The following is a 14,054-nucleotide window of genomic DNA, read 5'->3' as shown; positions in this document are numbered from 1 at the left end:
GCTGTTTCATTCAGTTAATCAATAAGACCTCTACAAACAAATGCTTGGTTCACAAAAACAAAAAGGGAAGCTTTCGCTTCCCTTTGGGTGTTTACCGTTAATTACTCAGAGTATGACTTAGAGTAATTGTCTCACTTGTGCTTATTTTTGCAGTAGAGAGATGTCAGCAATCTGTAGGAACAGGTTACGTAGGTTATTCAGTAGCGTTAGACGGTTCTTCTTAAGTGCTTCGTCATCAGCCATAACCATTACGTTATCGAAGAATGCATCAACAGGTTCACGTAGATCAGCAAGCTTGCTTAGAGCTTCTTGGTAGTTGCCTGTCGCGAATGCTGGTTCTAGTGCTTCTGTCATTACTTCAACGTTTTCAGCCAGCGCTTTCTCTGCGTCTTCTTGAAGAAGAGCAAGATCGATTTCAGCAGGTAGCTCGCCATCGAATTTCGCAAGGATGTTACCTACACGCTTGTTCGCTGCTGCTAGTGCTTCTGCTGCTTCCAGTTCACGGAAGTGAGAAACCGCTTTAACACGTTGGTCAAAGTCAGCTGGCTTAGTTGGACGACGTGCTAGTACCGCTTGGATGATATCAACGCTGAAACCAGCATCTTGGTACCATGCGCGGAAACGACCTAGCATGAAGTCGATAACGTCAGCTTCTACGTTGTCGTTGGTTAGCTTGTCGCCTAGTAGCTCTTTCGCTTTACCGATAAGGTCTGTTAGGTCTAGGTTGTAGCCGTTTTCAACGATGATACGTAGCACACCTAGTGATGCACGACGTAGCGCGAATGGGTCAGAACCTTTTGGTGCTTGGCCAATACCGAAGATACCTACGATAGTGTCTAGCTTGTCTGCCATTGCTACTGCTGAAGAGATACCAGTGCTTGGTAGATCGTCACCCGCGAAACGAGGCATGTATTGCTCGTAAAGTGCCAGTGCAACCTGCTCGTCTTCACCGTCGTGCGTCGCGTAGTGCATACCCATTACACCTTGAGTATCCGTAAATTCGAATACCATTGATGTCATTAGGTCACACTTAGCCAGTAGGCCAGCACGCTTAGACTTTTCAACGTCAGCATCGATTTGCTCAGCAATGTAGCCAGCAAGTTCTGTGATGCGGTCTGTTTTGTCTTTGATAGTACCCAATTGCTTCTGGAAGATAGCTTGGTCTAGTTCAGCAAGACGGTCGATAAGCGGGCGCTTACGGTCTGTGTTGAAGAAGAATTCAGCATCAGCAAGACGTGGGCGTACTACTTTCTCGTTACCTTCGATAACATGGCGAGGCTCTTTAGACTCGATGTTTGATACGAAGATGAAGTTCGGTAGTAGCTTCTTGTTGTCATCGTAAACAGGGAAGTACTTTTGGTCACCTTTCATGGTGTAAACCAACGCTTCAGAAGGGACTTTTAGGAACTCTTCTTCGAACTTCGCTGTAAGTACTACTGGCCATTCAACCAGAGACGTTACTTCTTCAACAAGGTCATCTTCTAGGTCAGCTGTACCGCCAACCGCAGCCGCCGCTTTTTGCGAATCAGCAAGGATGATCGCTTTACGCGCTTCGTAATCTGCCATTACTTTACCGCGCTCTTCTAAGATCGCAGGGTATTGGTCAGCAGAGTCGATTGTGAACTCTTGTTCGCCCATGAAACGGTGGCCACGGATAGTACGAGCAGATGCTACGCCTAGGATTTCGCCTTCAACAAGCTCATCACCTAGTAGTACTGTCAGTGTTTTCACTGGACGGATAAATTGAATGTCTGAGTTACCCCAGCGCATTGCTTTAGGAATTGGTAGGCCAGCCAGTGCTTTCGCAGCGATGTCCATCACCAATTCTTGAACTGGTTTGCCAGCTACTTCTTGTTTGAAAAGAAGCCACTCGCCTTTGTCTGTTTTCAGACGGTCAGCTTGCTCAACAGTAATACCGTTACCACGAGCCCAACCTTGTGCCGCTTTGGTCGCGTTGCCTTCAGCATCGAATGCCACAGAAACAGCAGGGCCACGCTTCTCAACCACTTTGTCTGCTTGGCCTTCAGCCAGTGCAGTTACTTTAAGTGCTAGACGACGAGGTGCTGCGTACCACTTGATGCCTTCGTGAGAAAGCTCAGCCGTTTTAAGGCCTGCTTCAAAGTTAGAAGCAAATGCTTCTGCTAGAGAACGAAGTGCTGTTGGTGGAAGCTCTTCCGTACCCAGTTCAATTAGAAAATTCTTCGCCATGATTATTTACCTTCCTTCTTACACATTGGGAAGCCAAGCGCTTCACGTGACGCGTAGTACGCTTCAGCAACTGATTTAGTCAGGTTGCGGATACGAAGGATGTAACGTTGACGCTCTGTTACAGAGATAGCTTTGCGCGCATCAAGGATGTTGAATGCGTGACCTGCTTTTAGAATGCGCTCGTAAGCTGGAAGCGGCAGTGGCTTCTCAAGCTCAAGTAGCTCTTTACACTCTTTCTCGCACTGGTCGAAGAAAGTGAATAGGAAATCTACGTCTGCGTGCTCGAAGTTGTACGTCGATTGCTCAACTTCGTTTTGGTGGAAGATGTCACCGTAAGTCACGTTAGAACCGTCTGGTGCTACGTTCCATACTAGGTCGTAAACAGAATCTACTTCCTGGATGTACATTGCTAGACGCTCGATACCGTAAGTGATCTCGCCAGTTACTGGCTTACACTCAAGGCCGCCAACCTGTTGGAAGTAAGTAAACTGAGTTACTTCCATGCCGTTTAGCCATACTTCCCAACCAAGGCCCCATGCGCCTAGTGTTGGGTTTTCCCAGTTATCCTCAACGAAGCGAATGTCGTGAACAAGTGGGTCAACACCAAGAACCTCTAGGGAGCCTAGGTACAACTCTTGGATATTGTCTGGCGATGGTTTTAGCGCTACTTGGAATTGGTAGTAGTGCTGCAGACGGTTCGGGTTTTCACCGTAACGGCCATCGGTCGGACGACGAGAAGGTTGAACGTAAGCTGTAGACATTGGCTCTGGGCCAAGTGCTCGTAGACATGTCATTGGGTGAGAGGTGCCTGCACCTACTTCCATATCTAGAGGTTGAACAATGGTACAACCGTTTTGAGCCCAGTAATCCTGCAGCGCGAGGATCATTCCCTGGAAGGTTTTGATATCGTATTTTTGCATAGTCAGGTTCGCGCGATTCTTTTAAATGAATGAGAAAAATAACCTCTGAGTATACCGAGATATTCGTAAAGCGAGTAGGGGTAATCTTGTTTAATTAGTGGTCTAAAATGTCGTTTAGTGGATTTTTGTGCCTTTAATGTTTGTTTTTCGGCACAAGTGGATATTTTGATAACTTTGACACTTGTGTTTGAAAGCATGGGCTATTAAAATCTCGCGGTCTTTGGGGAGTAGCTTACTTATTCATATCCTATTGAATGAGTTCGTTCGTCAACATAATTGATGCAAAATCATCATGGCGTTCGAGGCAACCACCACCTTGGTGGTGCTTAGCAAGACCATAGACAAGCATCGTGAACCGGGATGGGGCGCGAGGTTTGTCTTTGGTTAAATATAATAATCCCCATCCCAAATGAGCATGTCGTGAGCGTTTTAGCAATTTCAATTACAACTGTCGCCTTAGCCGAGATCGGTGATAAGACTCAGTTGCTATCTCTTTTATTAGCCAGTCGATATCGCAAGCCGATACCTATCATCGCAGCTATCTTCTTTGCCACCATTGCCAATCATGCCCTTGCAGCATGGCTCGGGGTCGTGGTTGCTGATTATCTTTCACCTGAAGTATTAAAGTGGGTGCTGGTGGTCAGTTTCATTGCGATGGCTGGCTGGATTTTGATTCCCGATAAGTTAGATGACGATGAACAGATCTCAAACCGAGGACCGTTTGTCGCCAGTTTTATCGCTTTCTTTATTGCTGAGATCGGCGATAAAACCCAAATTGCGACCTCTATCCTAGGGGCTCAATATGCGGATGCATTAGCGTGGGTGATTCTGGGTACAACCATTGGTATGTTGCTGGCAAATGTGCCTGTGGTGATCATCGGTAAGCTGTCTGCTGATAAGATGCCTCTTGATCTGATTCGTAAGATCACAGCCTTGCTATTCGTGGGTTTAGCTATCGCTGCTGCTTTCTATTAACAGGTGGTATTGAGTCTTATTATACTCAATCAGTAGAGTAATGTGTTGTAGGTCATACTCTTACAGTATTGTGGGGTTTATCGAGCGAATGGACATATAACTGTCATACTTGTCATGATATTTTAATCTTGTGAGTTAAGAACACGAGGGCATGATTATGTTGACGCGTTATATGGGTATTACTCCACAAAGCCAAAGTTATCTATTTACTTTTGGTCTTGCACTTACACTGTTAGGCATGGTGTTGACGGACATGTGGCTGCCAATGGTCGCGGGTGCCATCATCATGACTGCACTTGCGGTAGAGGCTTGGATTCGGGTCGCGCATATTATTCCGATGCGCAAAGATATCCGAGAAATTCAGCATCAGCTGGAGCATCTGCAAAACAAATCTAGAAGCGAATAAACAAAAAGCCGCTCGTACTCTGAGTTCTGTTTAAGAACATAAGGTACGAGCGGCTTTTTTGATACTTGATAGTCGGTGGGGCGTTACGCCTCCAATCCCTTTCTGATCAAATACTGGTAAGGCAACGTTTCTGTTGCTTGGCCTACCAACTGGTGATCCATGAATCGACAAAAGCTCGGAATATCTCGAGTTGTCGAAGGATCGTCAGCTTTTACCAGTAACACATCGCCATCCTGCATGTTTCTAATTGTCTTCCTGACCATCATTACTGGTTCCGGGCAACGCAGGCCTTCAGCTTCTAAAGTATGGGTTGCCAGTTCAGGTTTGAATGTCATGGTTTGTATCTCTATATCTATCTAACGAGTGAATAATACGTCTGCAGAAAAAATATGCAATAAGTGCTTGGCAAACAGAATCATTTCCTATAACTTAGTTAACAAGTTGATAACAACTTGAAGCAAAGGCAACTAGCTAAGGAGTGGCGATGTTGACAGGATTAGATAGATTAACAATTTATTCGGTTCTCTGTTTTATTTCTTTTTGTGCGTTAGTACTACGCTCATCGACAGAGACCTCACTGATGCCTATTTTTGGCATAGTAGCAACGATTATTGGTATTTGGGTAGAGATGCGCCGTTGGCAAGGCATAGCCGAAGAGCAAGAGCACTAACCCGAATACAGCAAGCGAATTCCGATACGACAACATTCCGACACTATCCCCAAATTTTCTTGGGCTTCCCCGCGTAATTGCGGGATTTTTTTTATCTAAAGCATGCTATAAACAACTTAGTGACTAATGGCAATCGTATACAGCTAGGTAAGTGGCGTGGAATTAGAAGACATCTATCGTAGAGACCTTAATTTATTGGTCGCTTTAAAGGTATTGATTGAAGAGGGCAGCGTAAGCCAGGCCGCGCTTCGTCTTAACTTAAGCCAATCCGCAACCAGTCGAGTATTAGGGCGTTTAAGAGAATTACTAAACGATCCGTTGTTTACACGTCAAGGTCAGCACCTTATTCCTACCAAGAAAGCACTCGAGATCAGTCAGCGTATTGATCAGCCTTTGGAGTCTTTTCGCCAATTGCTGAGTCCGAGTGACTTTGACCCTTACTATTGCAGCGAACGTTTTCTGATCGCTACCACCGATTATGCGATGCAAACCATCTTGCCTTATGCGTTGCCTAAGATTTATGAACAAGCACCCAATATCTCTTTGGAGTTTGCTCCGTTGCAGCATGAGCATTTGTTTAAACAGCTCAGCACCGAACGCGTTGATATGGCGATCTGTCGTCCGAGTGGCAGCATTGCACCACTTCATCAAGAAGTCTTGGGGCCGGTTGGTGTGTCGTGTCTGTTATCTAAAAACCATCCATTAGCCGATCAACCTTTAAGCCTTGCAGACTATGTTTCACTCCCACATGCGATGATTGCGATCAGTGATGGTGTTAAGGCTTTATTGGACAACGCTTTAGCTAATCAACAACCCAGAAAAATGGTACTGCGTGCTTATCACCTTGAAGCGGCATTGGCGATTGTCGATAGAATGCCGTTGGTGATTACTGTGCCTGCTGATTTGGCTTATTTGGTAGCAGAGCGTTATGACTTGGTTGTTAAGCCATTACCATTTGAATTTATGCCGTTTGATTACTCACTGATCTGGCACTCGCGTTGCGATTCTTCTGCTTCACAACAATGGTTAAGAAGAGTGGTAAAAGAAGAGTGTGGTGAGTTGATTCAAAAACGGATTGCGGATGTCGGTTTGGGTTAACCGGATCTGAGTCTGAGTTCACTTGACCCGAATGACAAAAACGCAAAAGGGCTGATAAAAATCAGCCCTTTGTTGTTTTGGGTTATCCAAGCCTAAAGCTGTTGCTTAAGGTTTGATAACTTTATGTTTGAGAGCCTATAGTTTAATGACTACGCGACCAGTGATTTGACCGTTAGTGATGTCTTCTGCTGCTTGAATTGCACCGTCTAAAGACACTTCTTTGGTTGCTTGAGCGTAGAAAGATTCTGGTAGTAGCTCAGCCAGTTGTTCCCACGCTTTAATACGTTTTTCACGAGGGCACATTACAGAATCAACACCTTGTAGGCGAACGTTACGCAGAATGAATGGCATTACCGTGGTTGGTAAGTCAAAACCGCCAGCTAGACCACACATCGCAACCGCACCGTTGTAATCAATTTGCGCCAATACTTTCGCAAGCACTTTGCTGCCTACCGTATCGATAGCGCCAGCCCACAGTTGTTTTTCTAGTGGCTTAGCTGGTTCTTCTAGTTCAGCACGCTCTACAATACGTGTCGCGCCTAGTGATTTAAGTAGTTCACCGTTTACAGAAGCACGGCCAGTCACTGCTGCCACTTTGTAGCCCAGTTGGTTTAGTAGAGTGATAGATACGCTACCTACACCGCCACTTGCGCCGGTAACTAGGATTTCACCGTCTTCAGGCTTGATGCCAGCATCGACAATAGCTTGAACACAAAGCATTGCTGTGAAGCCTGCTGTACCAATCGCCATTACTTTCTTAGCGTCTAGACCTTTAGGCATTGGCACTAACCAGTCACCGTTTAGGCTTGCTTTCTCAGCCATGCCGCCCCAGTGACCTTCACCAACACCCCAACCAGTTAGAACCACTTCGTCGCCTGCTTTGTAGCGAGGGTCATCAGATTGTGAAACCACACCAGAAAGGTCGATACCAGGAACCATAGGGAAGTTGCGAACAATGCGCCCTTTACCTGTAATCGCCAAACCATCTTTGTAGTTCAAAGAAGAGTAGCTAACATCAATCTTCACGTTACCTTCTGGTAATTGAGATTCTTCAATTTGAGAAACTGACGCGATAGTTTTTTTGTCTTCTTGGTTTAGTACAAGTGCTTTAAACATGATCTGCTCCGTGGAGGAATATTAGGAAACTGAAGTAACTTTAGTTGAATCATCCGAGAAAAAATAATGAAACATCAACATTGAATATATGCGTTTTGTGCATAGATGTCAGGGTTGGTTTTTCTCTCGTTGAGTTAGCTGAACACAATCGATGCATTGTTGGATGCCAAGCAATAAAAAGTGCAGCTATATAAATATAGCTGCACAAAAGATTACCCTTCAAATATTACAGTCAGTAAACGCTATGGGCGTTCAAATACCGTTGCAATACCTTGGCCTAAACCAATACACATAGTCGCCAAGCCGTATTTCACGTCTTGTGCTTCCATCAGGTTGATTAGCGTCGTCGAGATACGAGAACCAGAACAGCCTAGTGGGTGACCCAGAGCAATCGCACCGCCGTTAAGGTTTACTTTCTCGTCAACAACATCCAGTAGACCTAAGTCTTTAGCACAAGGTAGAGATTGAGCAGCAAACGCTTCGTTTAACTCAATCACACCCATGTCTTCAATGGTTAGTCCTGCACGTTTAAGTGCTTTTTGGGTTGCTGGTACTGGGCCGTAACCCATGATTGAAGGATCGCAGCCAGCGATAGCCATAGACTTCACGCGAGCGCGAATCTTAAGGCCAAGTGCGTTAGCTTTCTCTTCGCTCATGATAAGCATTGCAGAAGCACCATCAGACAGAGCTGATGAAGTACCTGCTGTTACTGTGCCGTTTGCTGGGTCAAATACCGGACGCAGCTGGGATAAGCCTTCAACTGTTGTCTCTGGGCGAATGACTTCGTCGTAATCCAGAGTGAACAGAGAACCGTCTGCAGCGTGAGCTTCGGTTGGCAGGATTTCATTTTTGAAACGACCTTCAACCGTAGCTGCTTGAGCGCGAGCATGTGAGCGTGCTGCGAATGCATCTTGGTCTTCACGGCTAATACCGTGCATTTTGCCTAACATCTCAGCGGTTAGCCCCATCATGCCGGCCGCTTTTGCTACGTGTTTTGACATGCCTGGGTGAAAATCAACACCATGGTTCATTGGTACGTGGCCCATGTGCTCCACACCACCAATCAGGCAGATTTCAGCATCACCAACCATGATAGAGCGAGTTGCATCATGCAAAGCTTGCATAGATGAACCACATAAACGGTTGACTGTTACAGCACCAATCTCAATCGGTAGACCAGCAAGCAAGGCAGCGTTACGTGCAACGTTGAAGCCTTGCTCTAGTGTTTGTTGTACACAACCCCAGTAAATATCTTCAATTTCGACAGGGTTTACTTCTGGGTTGCGCTCTAAAATGCCTTTCATCAAATGTGCAGACAGATCTTCAGCACGAGTGTGACGGAAAGCTCCACCTTTGGAACGTCCCATTGGGGTGCGAAGGCAATCAACAACAACTACATTTTTCATTTTGCTATTCCTTTTCCAAATGTGGGTTACAGAGAACTGGCTTGTTGGCTGTCGTAAAAGCTTTCGCCCTTCGCTGCCATATCAAGCAATAGCTGAGGAACTTGGTACATTGCACCTAAGTCTTGGTAGCCTTTCGCCATTTCAACGAAGTTACCAATGCCCACACTGTCTAAGTAGCGGAATACGCCGCCTCTAAATGGAGGGAAGCCTAAACCGTAAACCAGTGCCATATCCGCTTCTTGCGGTGTCGCGATAATGCCTTCTTCTAGACAAAGCACCACTTCGTTGATCATTGGAATCATCACGCGCTGGATAATTGTTTGGTCATCAAAATCTTGTGGTGCTTGACATACGTCAGCCAAGATAGGAAGAATGTCTTCAGAGAAGGTCTTCTTCGGACGACCACGCTTGTCTACGCTGTATGTGTAGAAACCGCTACCGTTTTTCTGACCGTATTTTTCAGCAACGTAAAGTGCATCAATCGCATCACGACCTTCTTTGCCCATACGCTCTGGGAAACCTTGCGCCATCACAGCTTGTGCGTGGTGTGCAGTGTCTAGGCCTACAACGTCTAGTAAGTAAGCCGGGCCCATTGGCCAACCGAACTTACGCTCCATCACTTTATCGATCTTAGTGAAATCAGCACCGTCGCGTAGCAACATGCTGAAACCGCCAAAGTAAGGGAAAAGTACACGGTTAACGAAGAAGCCTGGGCAGTCGTTAACAACGATTGGGGATTTACCCATCTTCGCTGCGTAAGCAACCACGCGATTGATGGTCTCTTCTGAAGTTTGTTCACCACGGATGATCTCAACCAAAGGCATGCGATGCACAGGGTTAAAGAAGTGCATGCCACAGAAGTTTTCTGGGCGCTTCAGTGATTTCGCTAGCAGGTTGATCGGAATTGTAGAGGTGTTTGATGTTAGAACCGTGTCTTCACCAACCAAACCTTCCACTTCGCTCAGTACTGCTGCTTTTACTTTCGGGTTTTCTACTACTGCTTCAACAATCACATCCGACTGTTCTACACCCGCGTAATGCAGGCTTGGAGTAATAGAAGACAGAATACCTGCCATCTTGAATCCATCTAAGCGACCGCGTGATAAGCGTTTATTCAACAGCTTAGATGCTTCGTTCATACCTAGATCAAGCGATGCTTGTGCGATGTCTTTCATCATCACTGGCACGCCTTTTAGAGCTGATTGGTAAGCAATACCGCCGCCCATGATACCTGCACCAAGTACGGCTGCACGCTCAGTTGCTTTGTTTGCTGACTTACCCGCTTGTTTCGCTAAGCCTTTGATGTACTGGTCATTCAGGAATAAGCCAACTAATGCTTTTGCTTCTTCCGATTTCGCTAGCTTAACGAAGTGCTTACGTTCGATGTCGAGTGCTGCATCGCGATTGCTGCGTGCTGCTTCTTCAATCGCAATCACAGAAGTAATCGGAGCTGGGTAGTGAGGCCCTGCTTTTTGAGCAACTAAGCCCTTCGCCATGGTAAAGCTCATCATCGCTTCGAGTTTGCTTAGTGAAAGCGCTGATGTCTTTTGTTTACGGCGTAGCTGCCAGTCTAATTTTTCATTAGCAGCCAGAGAAACGGTATTGATTGCCGATTCTAGTAACTGGTCTGTTTCAACAATCGCATCTAACAAGCCAACTTTAAGCGCTTCATCTGCACGGCATGCTTTGCCTTGCGTGATAATTTCCATTGCGCTGTCAGCACCGATAACACGAGGTAGGCGTACACAACCACCAAAACCAGGCATGATGCCAAGTTTGGTTTCAGGTAGGCCAATGCTGGTGGTCTTGTCACCGATACGGAAATCGGTAGCGAGTACACATTCACAGCCGCCGCCAAGGGCATGGCCACGCATCATTGAAAGAGTTGGGACAGGAAGGTCTTCGAGCTTGCTGAAGATTGAATTAGCGAATCTTAACCATTCATCAAGTTCTGCTTCTGGCTTAGCAAATAGGCCAAGAAATTCAGTGATGTCTGCGCCTACAATGAACGCGTCTTTGTTTGAAGTTAAGATTAAACCACGTAATCCTGCGTGAGCATTAAGAGCATCTAACGCTTTATCTAGTGATTCTAAAGTAGCAAGGTCGAGTTTGTTTACAGAGGCTGGTGCACAGAAGCTTAATTCCGCAATACCATCTTGTAATTCCTTTACCTGTAGGGTGTTAGCTTGGTAAATCATTGTCTATCTCCATGACATACAATCCACGATTGTTTGAGAGAATCTTGTTATCTTTCTATTATTGTAGAATACCTGGTAAGACCAGTTATCTTAGTCTGTACCTCTGCTTGATTAATTTCAATACATTTTTTAAACAATTGTTTAACATTGTGCGATGGCACAGATCCTCTAACCCTTATTATTCACGCGTGATACACTTCGTCGCTCTTATTAACTAAGTTAACGATATGAATGAACAGCCTTATTTAATACCTTCTGCGTCGGCTCTGTTTGAAGAAGAGATAAAAAAGAGCGTCTTTATTACGCATCTTGCTCATACTCCAAGTGTTGAAGCTGCAAAACAGTTCGTAGAACAGGTGAAAAAAGAGCATTCTTCAGCACGACATAACTGTTGGGGTTTTGTTGCTGGTCGACCTGAAGACTCAATGCTTTGGGGTTTCAGTGATGATGGTGAACCCTCGGGTACAGCGGGTAAGCCTATCTTGGCGCAACTATCGGGCTCTGGTGTCGGTGAATTAACGGCTGTTGTGACGCGCTACTCTGGCGGAATTAAGCTTGGAACCGGCGGTTTGGTTAAGGCTTACGGCGGTGGCGTACAACAAGCTCTCAAGCTGCTTCAAACTATCGAGAAAAAAATAACCACAAAATTACGGCTAGAGTTAGACTATGGCTTTGTGCCGATCGCACAATCCATCATGGCTCAGCATCAGGCTGTTGAGGTCCAAGCGGATTATGGTGTTCAAGTTGAGCTTATTATTGAAATAGAGCTCCTTCAGGTAGATTCGTTTACCCAAACCATGATCAATAAAAGCGGTGCTAAGGCACTGGTAACGAAAGTCAAAGACAACTAGGAAGTGTGAAGCATTTCGCTTCGTTCAATAGCTCATGCAATTTCGCTCAATTATTCGAATCGTCGGATTATTATTAGCACTTTTTAGTGTATCAATGCTTGCTCCTGCGCTCGTCGCACTGATCTATCGAGATGGTGCGGGTGTGCCATTTGTGACGACCTTCTTCGTTCTCTTATTCTGTGGAGCAACTTGCTGGTTTCCAAACCGACGTTATAAGCATGAATTGAAAGCGCGTGATGGCTTTTTGATTGTTGTTCTGTTTTGGACGGTAATCGGTAGTGCGGGTGCGCTGCCGTTTTTGATCGCCGATAACCCCAATGTATCGGTAACCGATGCTTTCTTCGAATCCTTCTCTGCATTAACTACGACAGGTGCGACCGTAATTGTCGGCCTCGATGATCTGCCTAAGGCGATTCTTTTTTATCGTCAGTTCCTACAATGGTTTGGTGGTATGGGTATCATCGTATTAGCGGTAGCTATCCTCCCTGTTCTGGGTATCGGTGGTATGCAGTTATATCGTGCTGAAATCCCGGGTCCAGTAAAAGATAGCAAGATGACTCCGCGTATTGCTGAAACGGCAAAAGCGCTTTGGTACATCTACCTGAGCTTAACCATTGCTTGTGCAGTGGCGTTTTGGCTTGCTGGGATGAGCTTCTTTGATGCCATCAGTCATAGCTTCTCTACTATTGCGATTGGTGGCTTCTCGACTCACGATGCGAGCATGGGGTATTTCAATAGCCCTGCGATCAACATGATTACAGTTGTGTTCCTTCTTATATCCGCATGTAACTATTCGCTTCACTTTGCTGCATTTGCTTCAGGTGGTGTGCATCCTAAGTATTATTGGAAAGATCCTGAGTTCCGCGCCTTTATCTTTATTCAGGCAGTACTGTTCTTGGTTTGTTTCTTATTACTGCTCAATCATCACTCTTATGATTCGTACTACGATGCTTTCGACCAAGCCTTGTTCCAAACCGTGTCTATCTCTACGACCGCGGGTTTTACAACGACGGGTTTCTCAGAGTGGCCATTGTTCTTACCCGTACTGCTTTTGTTCTCTTCTTTTATAGGGGGATGTGCAGGTTCTACGGGTGGTGGTATGAAAGTGATTCGAATCTTACTACTTACTCTGCAAGGTGCTCGTGAAATGAAGCGTCTTGTTCACCCACGGGCTGTCTATACCATCAAGGTTGGCGGTTCTGCACTACCACAACGTGTTGTAGATGCGGTCTGGGGCTTCTTCTCTGCATACGCATTAGTGTTTGTGGTTTGTATGCTGGCTCTTATTGCAACTGGTATGGACGAGTTGAGTGCTTTCTCTGCGGTAGCGGCGACATTAAATAACCTTGGCCCGGGCCTTGGTGAAGTCGCGGTGCACTTTGGCGATGTGAACGACAAAGCAAAATGGGTACTTATCGTATCTATGCTGTTTGGCCGATTAGAAATCTTCACCTTATTAATCTTATTGACCCCTACGTTTTGGCGTAGCTAAGGACAACATTGTGGCAAAAGTTCTATTTTTGTATTCAAGCCGTGAAGGGCAGACCAAGAAAATCTTGAACTATATAAAAGAAGAAATGAGTGAGTTCGAATGTGAGCTTCAAGATCTGCACACTATTGGCAAGGTGGACTTTGCTCAGTACGACAGAGTGTTGATTGGCGCATCGATTCGTTATGGCCACCTTAATAAGAAGCTATATCAATTTATTGATGCCAACCTTACTCAGTTGCAATCAAGCAAGGTTGCGTTCTTCTGTGTTAACTTAACGGCGCGTAAAGAAGACCAAGGCAAAGATACACCAGAAGGCAGTGCGTATATTAAGAAGTTCCTTACCAAGTCTCCATGGCAGCCGACTTTAATCGGTGTATTTGCAGGTGCCCTCTATTACCCACGTTATAACTGGTTCGATAGAACCATGATCCGCTTTATTATGAATATGACAGGTGGTGAAACGGATACAACGAAGGAAGTTGAGTACACAAACTGGGAAAAAGTCTCTTTGTTCACTGAAAAACTGAAGAATATGTAAGATAAAAGCCTACTTTTGAGGCGTTTTGAGTTCTTTTTAATCGAACGAATAAAAAAACGAAAAAAACTTAAAAAAGGGCTTGCCAGTGTGATCGAAATCTCTATAATGCCACCTCGCTGACACGGGATGGCTTCTTAGGAAACCAGAACGAATCAGCAAGCCAAATTAGCCAAGCC

Annotated in this window: 13 protein-coding genes and 1 riboswitch; of the genes, 7 read left to right on the top strand and 6 right to left on the bottom strand. The window is 45.5% G+C overall.

Annotated elements, in window-relative coordinates:
* Positions 1-141: 141 nt before the first annotated feature.
* Both glyS and glyQ read right to left on the bottom strand, forming a co-directional pair.
* On the bottom strand, positions 142-2,208 hold the full coding sequence (gene glyS / locus AB6E78_RS10135) for a glycine--tRNA ligase subunit beta (protein WP_048610822.1): 2,067 nt from the start codon (positions 2,206-2,208) through the stop codon (positions 142-144).
* Between the two features lie 2 nt (positions 2,209-2,210).
* Positions 2,211-3,128, bottom strand: a complete 918-nt coding sequence (gene glyQ / locus AB6E78_RS10130) for a glycine--tRNA ligase subunit alpha (RefSeq protein WP_017058815.1) — start codon at positions 3,126-3,128, stop codon at positions 2,211-2,213.
* Between the two features lie 210 nt (positions 3,129-3,338).
* Positions 3,339-3,455: riboswitch (yybP-ykoY riboswitch) on the top strand.
* 93 nt (positions 3,456-3,548) lie between these two features.
* Between glyQ and AB6E78_RS10125 the strand changes: the two genes are divergently transcribed.
* Together AB6E78_RS10125 and AB6E78_RS10120 are read left to right on the top strand one after the other, a co-directional pair.
* Entirely contained in the window at positions 3,549-4,103 is a 555-nt protein-coding gene (locus tag AB6E78_RS10125) for a TMEM165/GDT1 family protein (RefSeq protein WP_017058817.1), read from the top strand.
* A 151-nt stretch (positions 4,104-4,254) separates the two neighbouring features.
* Positions 4,255-4,509, top strand: coding sequence for a hypothetical protein (locus AB6E78_RS10120; protein ID WP_017058818.1), 255 nt, complete (start codon positions 4,255-4,257; stop codon positions 4,507-4,509).
* A gap of 83 nt (positions 4,510-4,592) precedes the next feature.
* On the opposite strand, the gene tusA is transcribed toward AB6E78_RS10120, so the two are convergent.
* Positions 4,593-4,844, bottom strand: coding sequence for a sulfurtransferase TusA (gene tusA, locus AB6E78_RS10115; RefSeq protein WP_004736675.1), 252 nt, complete (start codon positions 4,842-4,844; stop codon positions 4,593-4,595).
* Positions 4,845-4,993: 149 nt separating this feature from the next.
* Between tusA and AB6E78_RS10110 the strand changes: the two genes are divergently transcribed.
* Positions 4,994-5,179, top strand: coding sequence for a hypothetical protein (locus AB6E78_RS10110; RefSeq protein ID WP_004736674.1), 186 nt, complete (start codon positions 4,994-4,996; stop codon positions 5,177-5,179).
* 156 nt (positions 5,180-5,335) lie between these two features.
* The gene (locus AB6E78_RS10105) at positions 5,336-6,277 is read left to right on the top strand and encodes a LysR family transcriptional regulator (RefSeq protein WP_017058819.1); all 942 of its coding nucleotides are present in this window, start codon (positions 5,336-5,338) and stop codon (positions 6,275-6,277) included.
* A gap of 135 nt (positions 6,278-6,412) precedes the next feature.
* On the opposite strand, the gene AB6E78_RS10100 is transcribed toward AB6E78_RS10105, so the two are convergent.
* The 3 genes from AB6E78_RS10100 to fadB all read right to left on the bottom strand — a co-directional run bounded on the left by AB6E78_RS10100 (position 6,413) and on the right by fadB (position 10,997).
* On the bottom strand, positions 6,413-7,393 hold the full coding sequence (locus tag AB6E78_RS10100; RefSeq protein WP_017058820.1) for an MDR family oxidoreductase: 981 nt from the start codon (positions 7,391-7,393) through the stop codon (positions 6,413-6,415).
* 242 nt (positions 7,394-7,635) lie between these two features.
* Positions 7,636-8,799 carry an acetyl-CoA C-acyltransferase FadA gene (gene fadA / locus AB6E78_RS10095; protein ID WP_017058821.1) on the bottom strand — a complete coding sequence of 388 codons (1,164 nt, stop codon included), beginning with the start codon at positions 8,797-8,799 and terminating at the stop codon, positions 7,636-7,638.
* 26 nt (positions 8,800-8,825) lie between these two features.
* The gene (gene fadB / locus AB6E78_RS10090; RefSeq protein ID WP_017058822.1) at positions 8,826-10,997 is read right to left on the bottom strand and encodes a fatty acid oxidation complex subunit alpha FadB; all 2,172 of its coding nucleotides are present in this window, start codon (positions 10,995-10,997) and stop codon (positions 8,826-8,828) included.
* 227 nt (positions 10,998-11,224) lie between these two features.
* On the opposite strand from fadB, the gene AB6E78_RS10085 reads away from it, so the two are divergent.
* Genes AB6E78_RS10085 through hemG form a run of 3 tightly spaced genes read left to right on the top strand, consistent with a single transcriptional unit; the run spans position 11,225 to position 13,878 of the window.
* Positions 11,225-11,848 carry a YigZ family protein gene (locus tag AB6E78_RS10085; protein ID WP_017058823.1) on the top strand — a complete coding sequence of 208 codons (624 nt, stop codon included), beginning with the start codon at positions 11,225-11,227 and terminating at the stop codon, positions 11,846-11,848.
* Positions 11,849-11,882: 34 nt separating this feature from the next.
* Complete coding sequence (locus AB6E78_RS10080; RefSeq protein WP_008223210.1) at positions 11,883-13,340, top strand: TrkH family potassium uptake protein; 1,458 nt, start codon at positions 11,883-11,885, stop codon at positions 13,338-13,340.
* A 10-nt stretch (positions 13,341-13,350) separates the two neighbouring features.
* A complete protein-coding gene (hemG, locus tag AB6E78_RS10075) occupies positions 13,351-13,878 on the top strand; it encodes a menaquinone-dependent protoporphyrinogen IX dehydrogenase (protein ID WP_017058824.1) in 528 nt (175 codons plus the stop codon).
* Positions 13,879-14,054: the final 176 nt, after the last annotated feature.

It is taken from the genome of Vibrio sp. 10N.247.310.98, from assembly GCF_041467395.1.
Classification (GTDB): Bacteria; Pseudomonadota; Gammaproteobacteria; order Enterobacterales; family Vibrionaceae; genus Vibrio; species Vibrio crassostreae_C.
The sequence above is the reverse complement of the archived record's forward strand: the minus strand, read 5'-3'. Positions and strand labels throughout refer to the sequence as shown.

Coding starts and splice junctions, on each gene's coding strand:
- glyS (WP_048610822.1), bottom strand. CDS start 2,208: ATGGCGAAGAATTTTCTAATTGAACTGGGTACGGAAGAGCTTCCACCA.
- glyQ (WP_017058815.1), bottom strand. CDS start 3,128: ATGCAAAAATACGATATCAAAACCTTCCAGGGAATGATCCTCGCGCTG.
- AB6E78_RS10120 (WP_017058818.1), top strand. CDS start 4,255: ATGATTATGTTGACGCGTTATATGGGTATTACTCCACAAAGCCAAAGT.
- tusA (WP_004736675.1), bottom strand. CDS start 4,844: ATGACATTCAAACCTGAACTGGCAACCCATACTTTAGAAGCTGAAGGC.
- AB6E78_RS10110 (WP_004736674.1), top strand. CDS start 4,994: ATGTTGACAGGATTAGATAGATTAACAATTTATTCGGTTCTCTGTTTT.
- AB6E78_RS10100 (WP_017058820.1), bottom strand. CDS start 7,393: ATGTTTAAAGCACTTGTACTAAACCAAGAAGACAAAAAAACTATCGCG.
- fadA (WP_017058821.1), bottom strand. CDS start 8,799: ATGAAAAATGTAGTTGTTGTTGATTGCCTTCGCACCCCAATGGGACGT.
- fadB (WP_017058822.1), bottom strand. CDS start 10,997: ATGATTTACCAAGCTAACACCCTACAGGTAAAGGAATTACAAGATGGT.
- AB6E78_RS10085 (WP_017058823.1), top strand. CDS start 11,225: ATGAATGAACAGCCTTATTTAATACCTTCTGCGTCGGCTCTGTTTGAA.
- AB6E78_RS10080 (WP_008223210.1), top strand. CDS start 11,883: ATGCAATTTCGCTCAATTATTCGAATCGTCGGATTATTATTAGCACTT.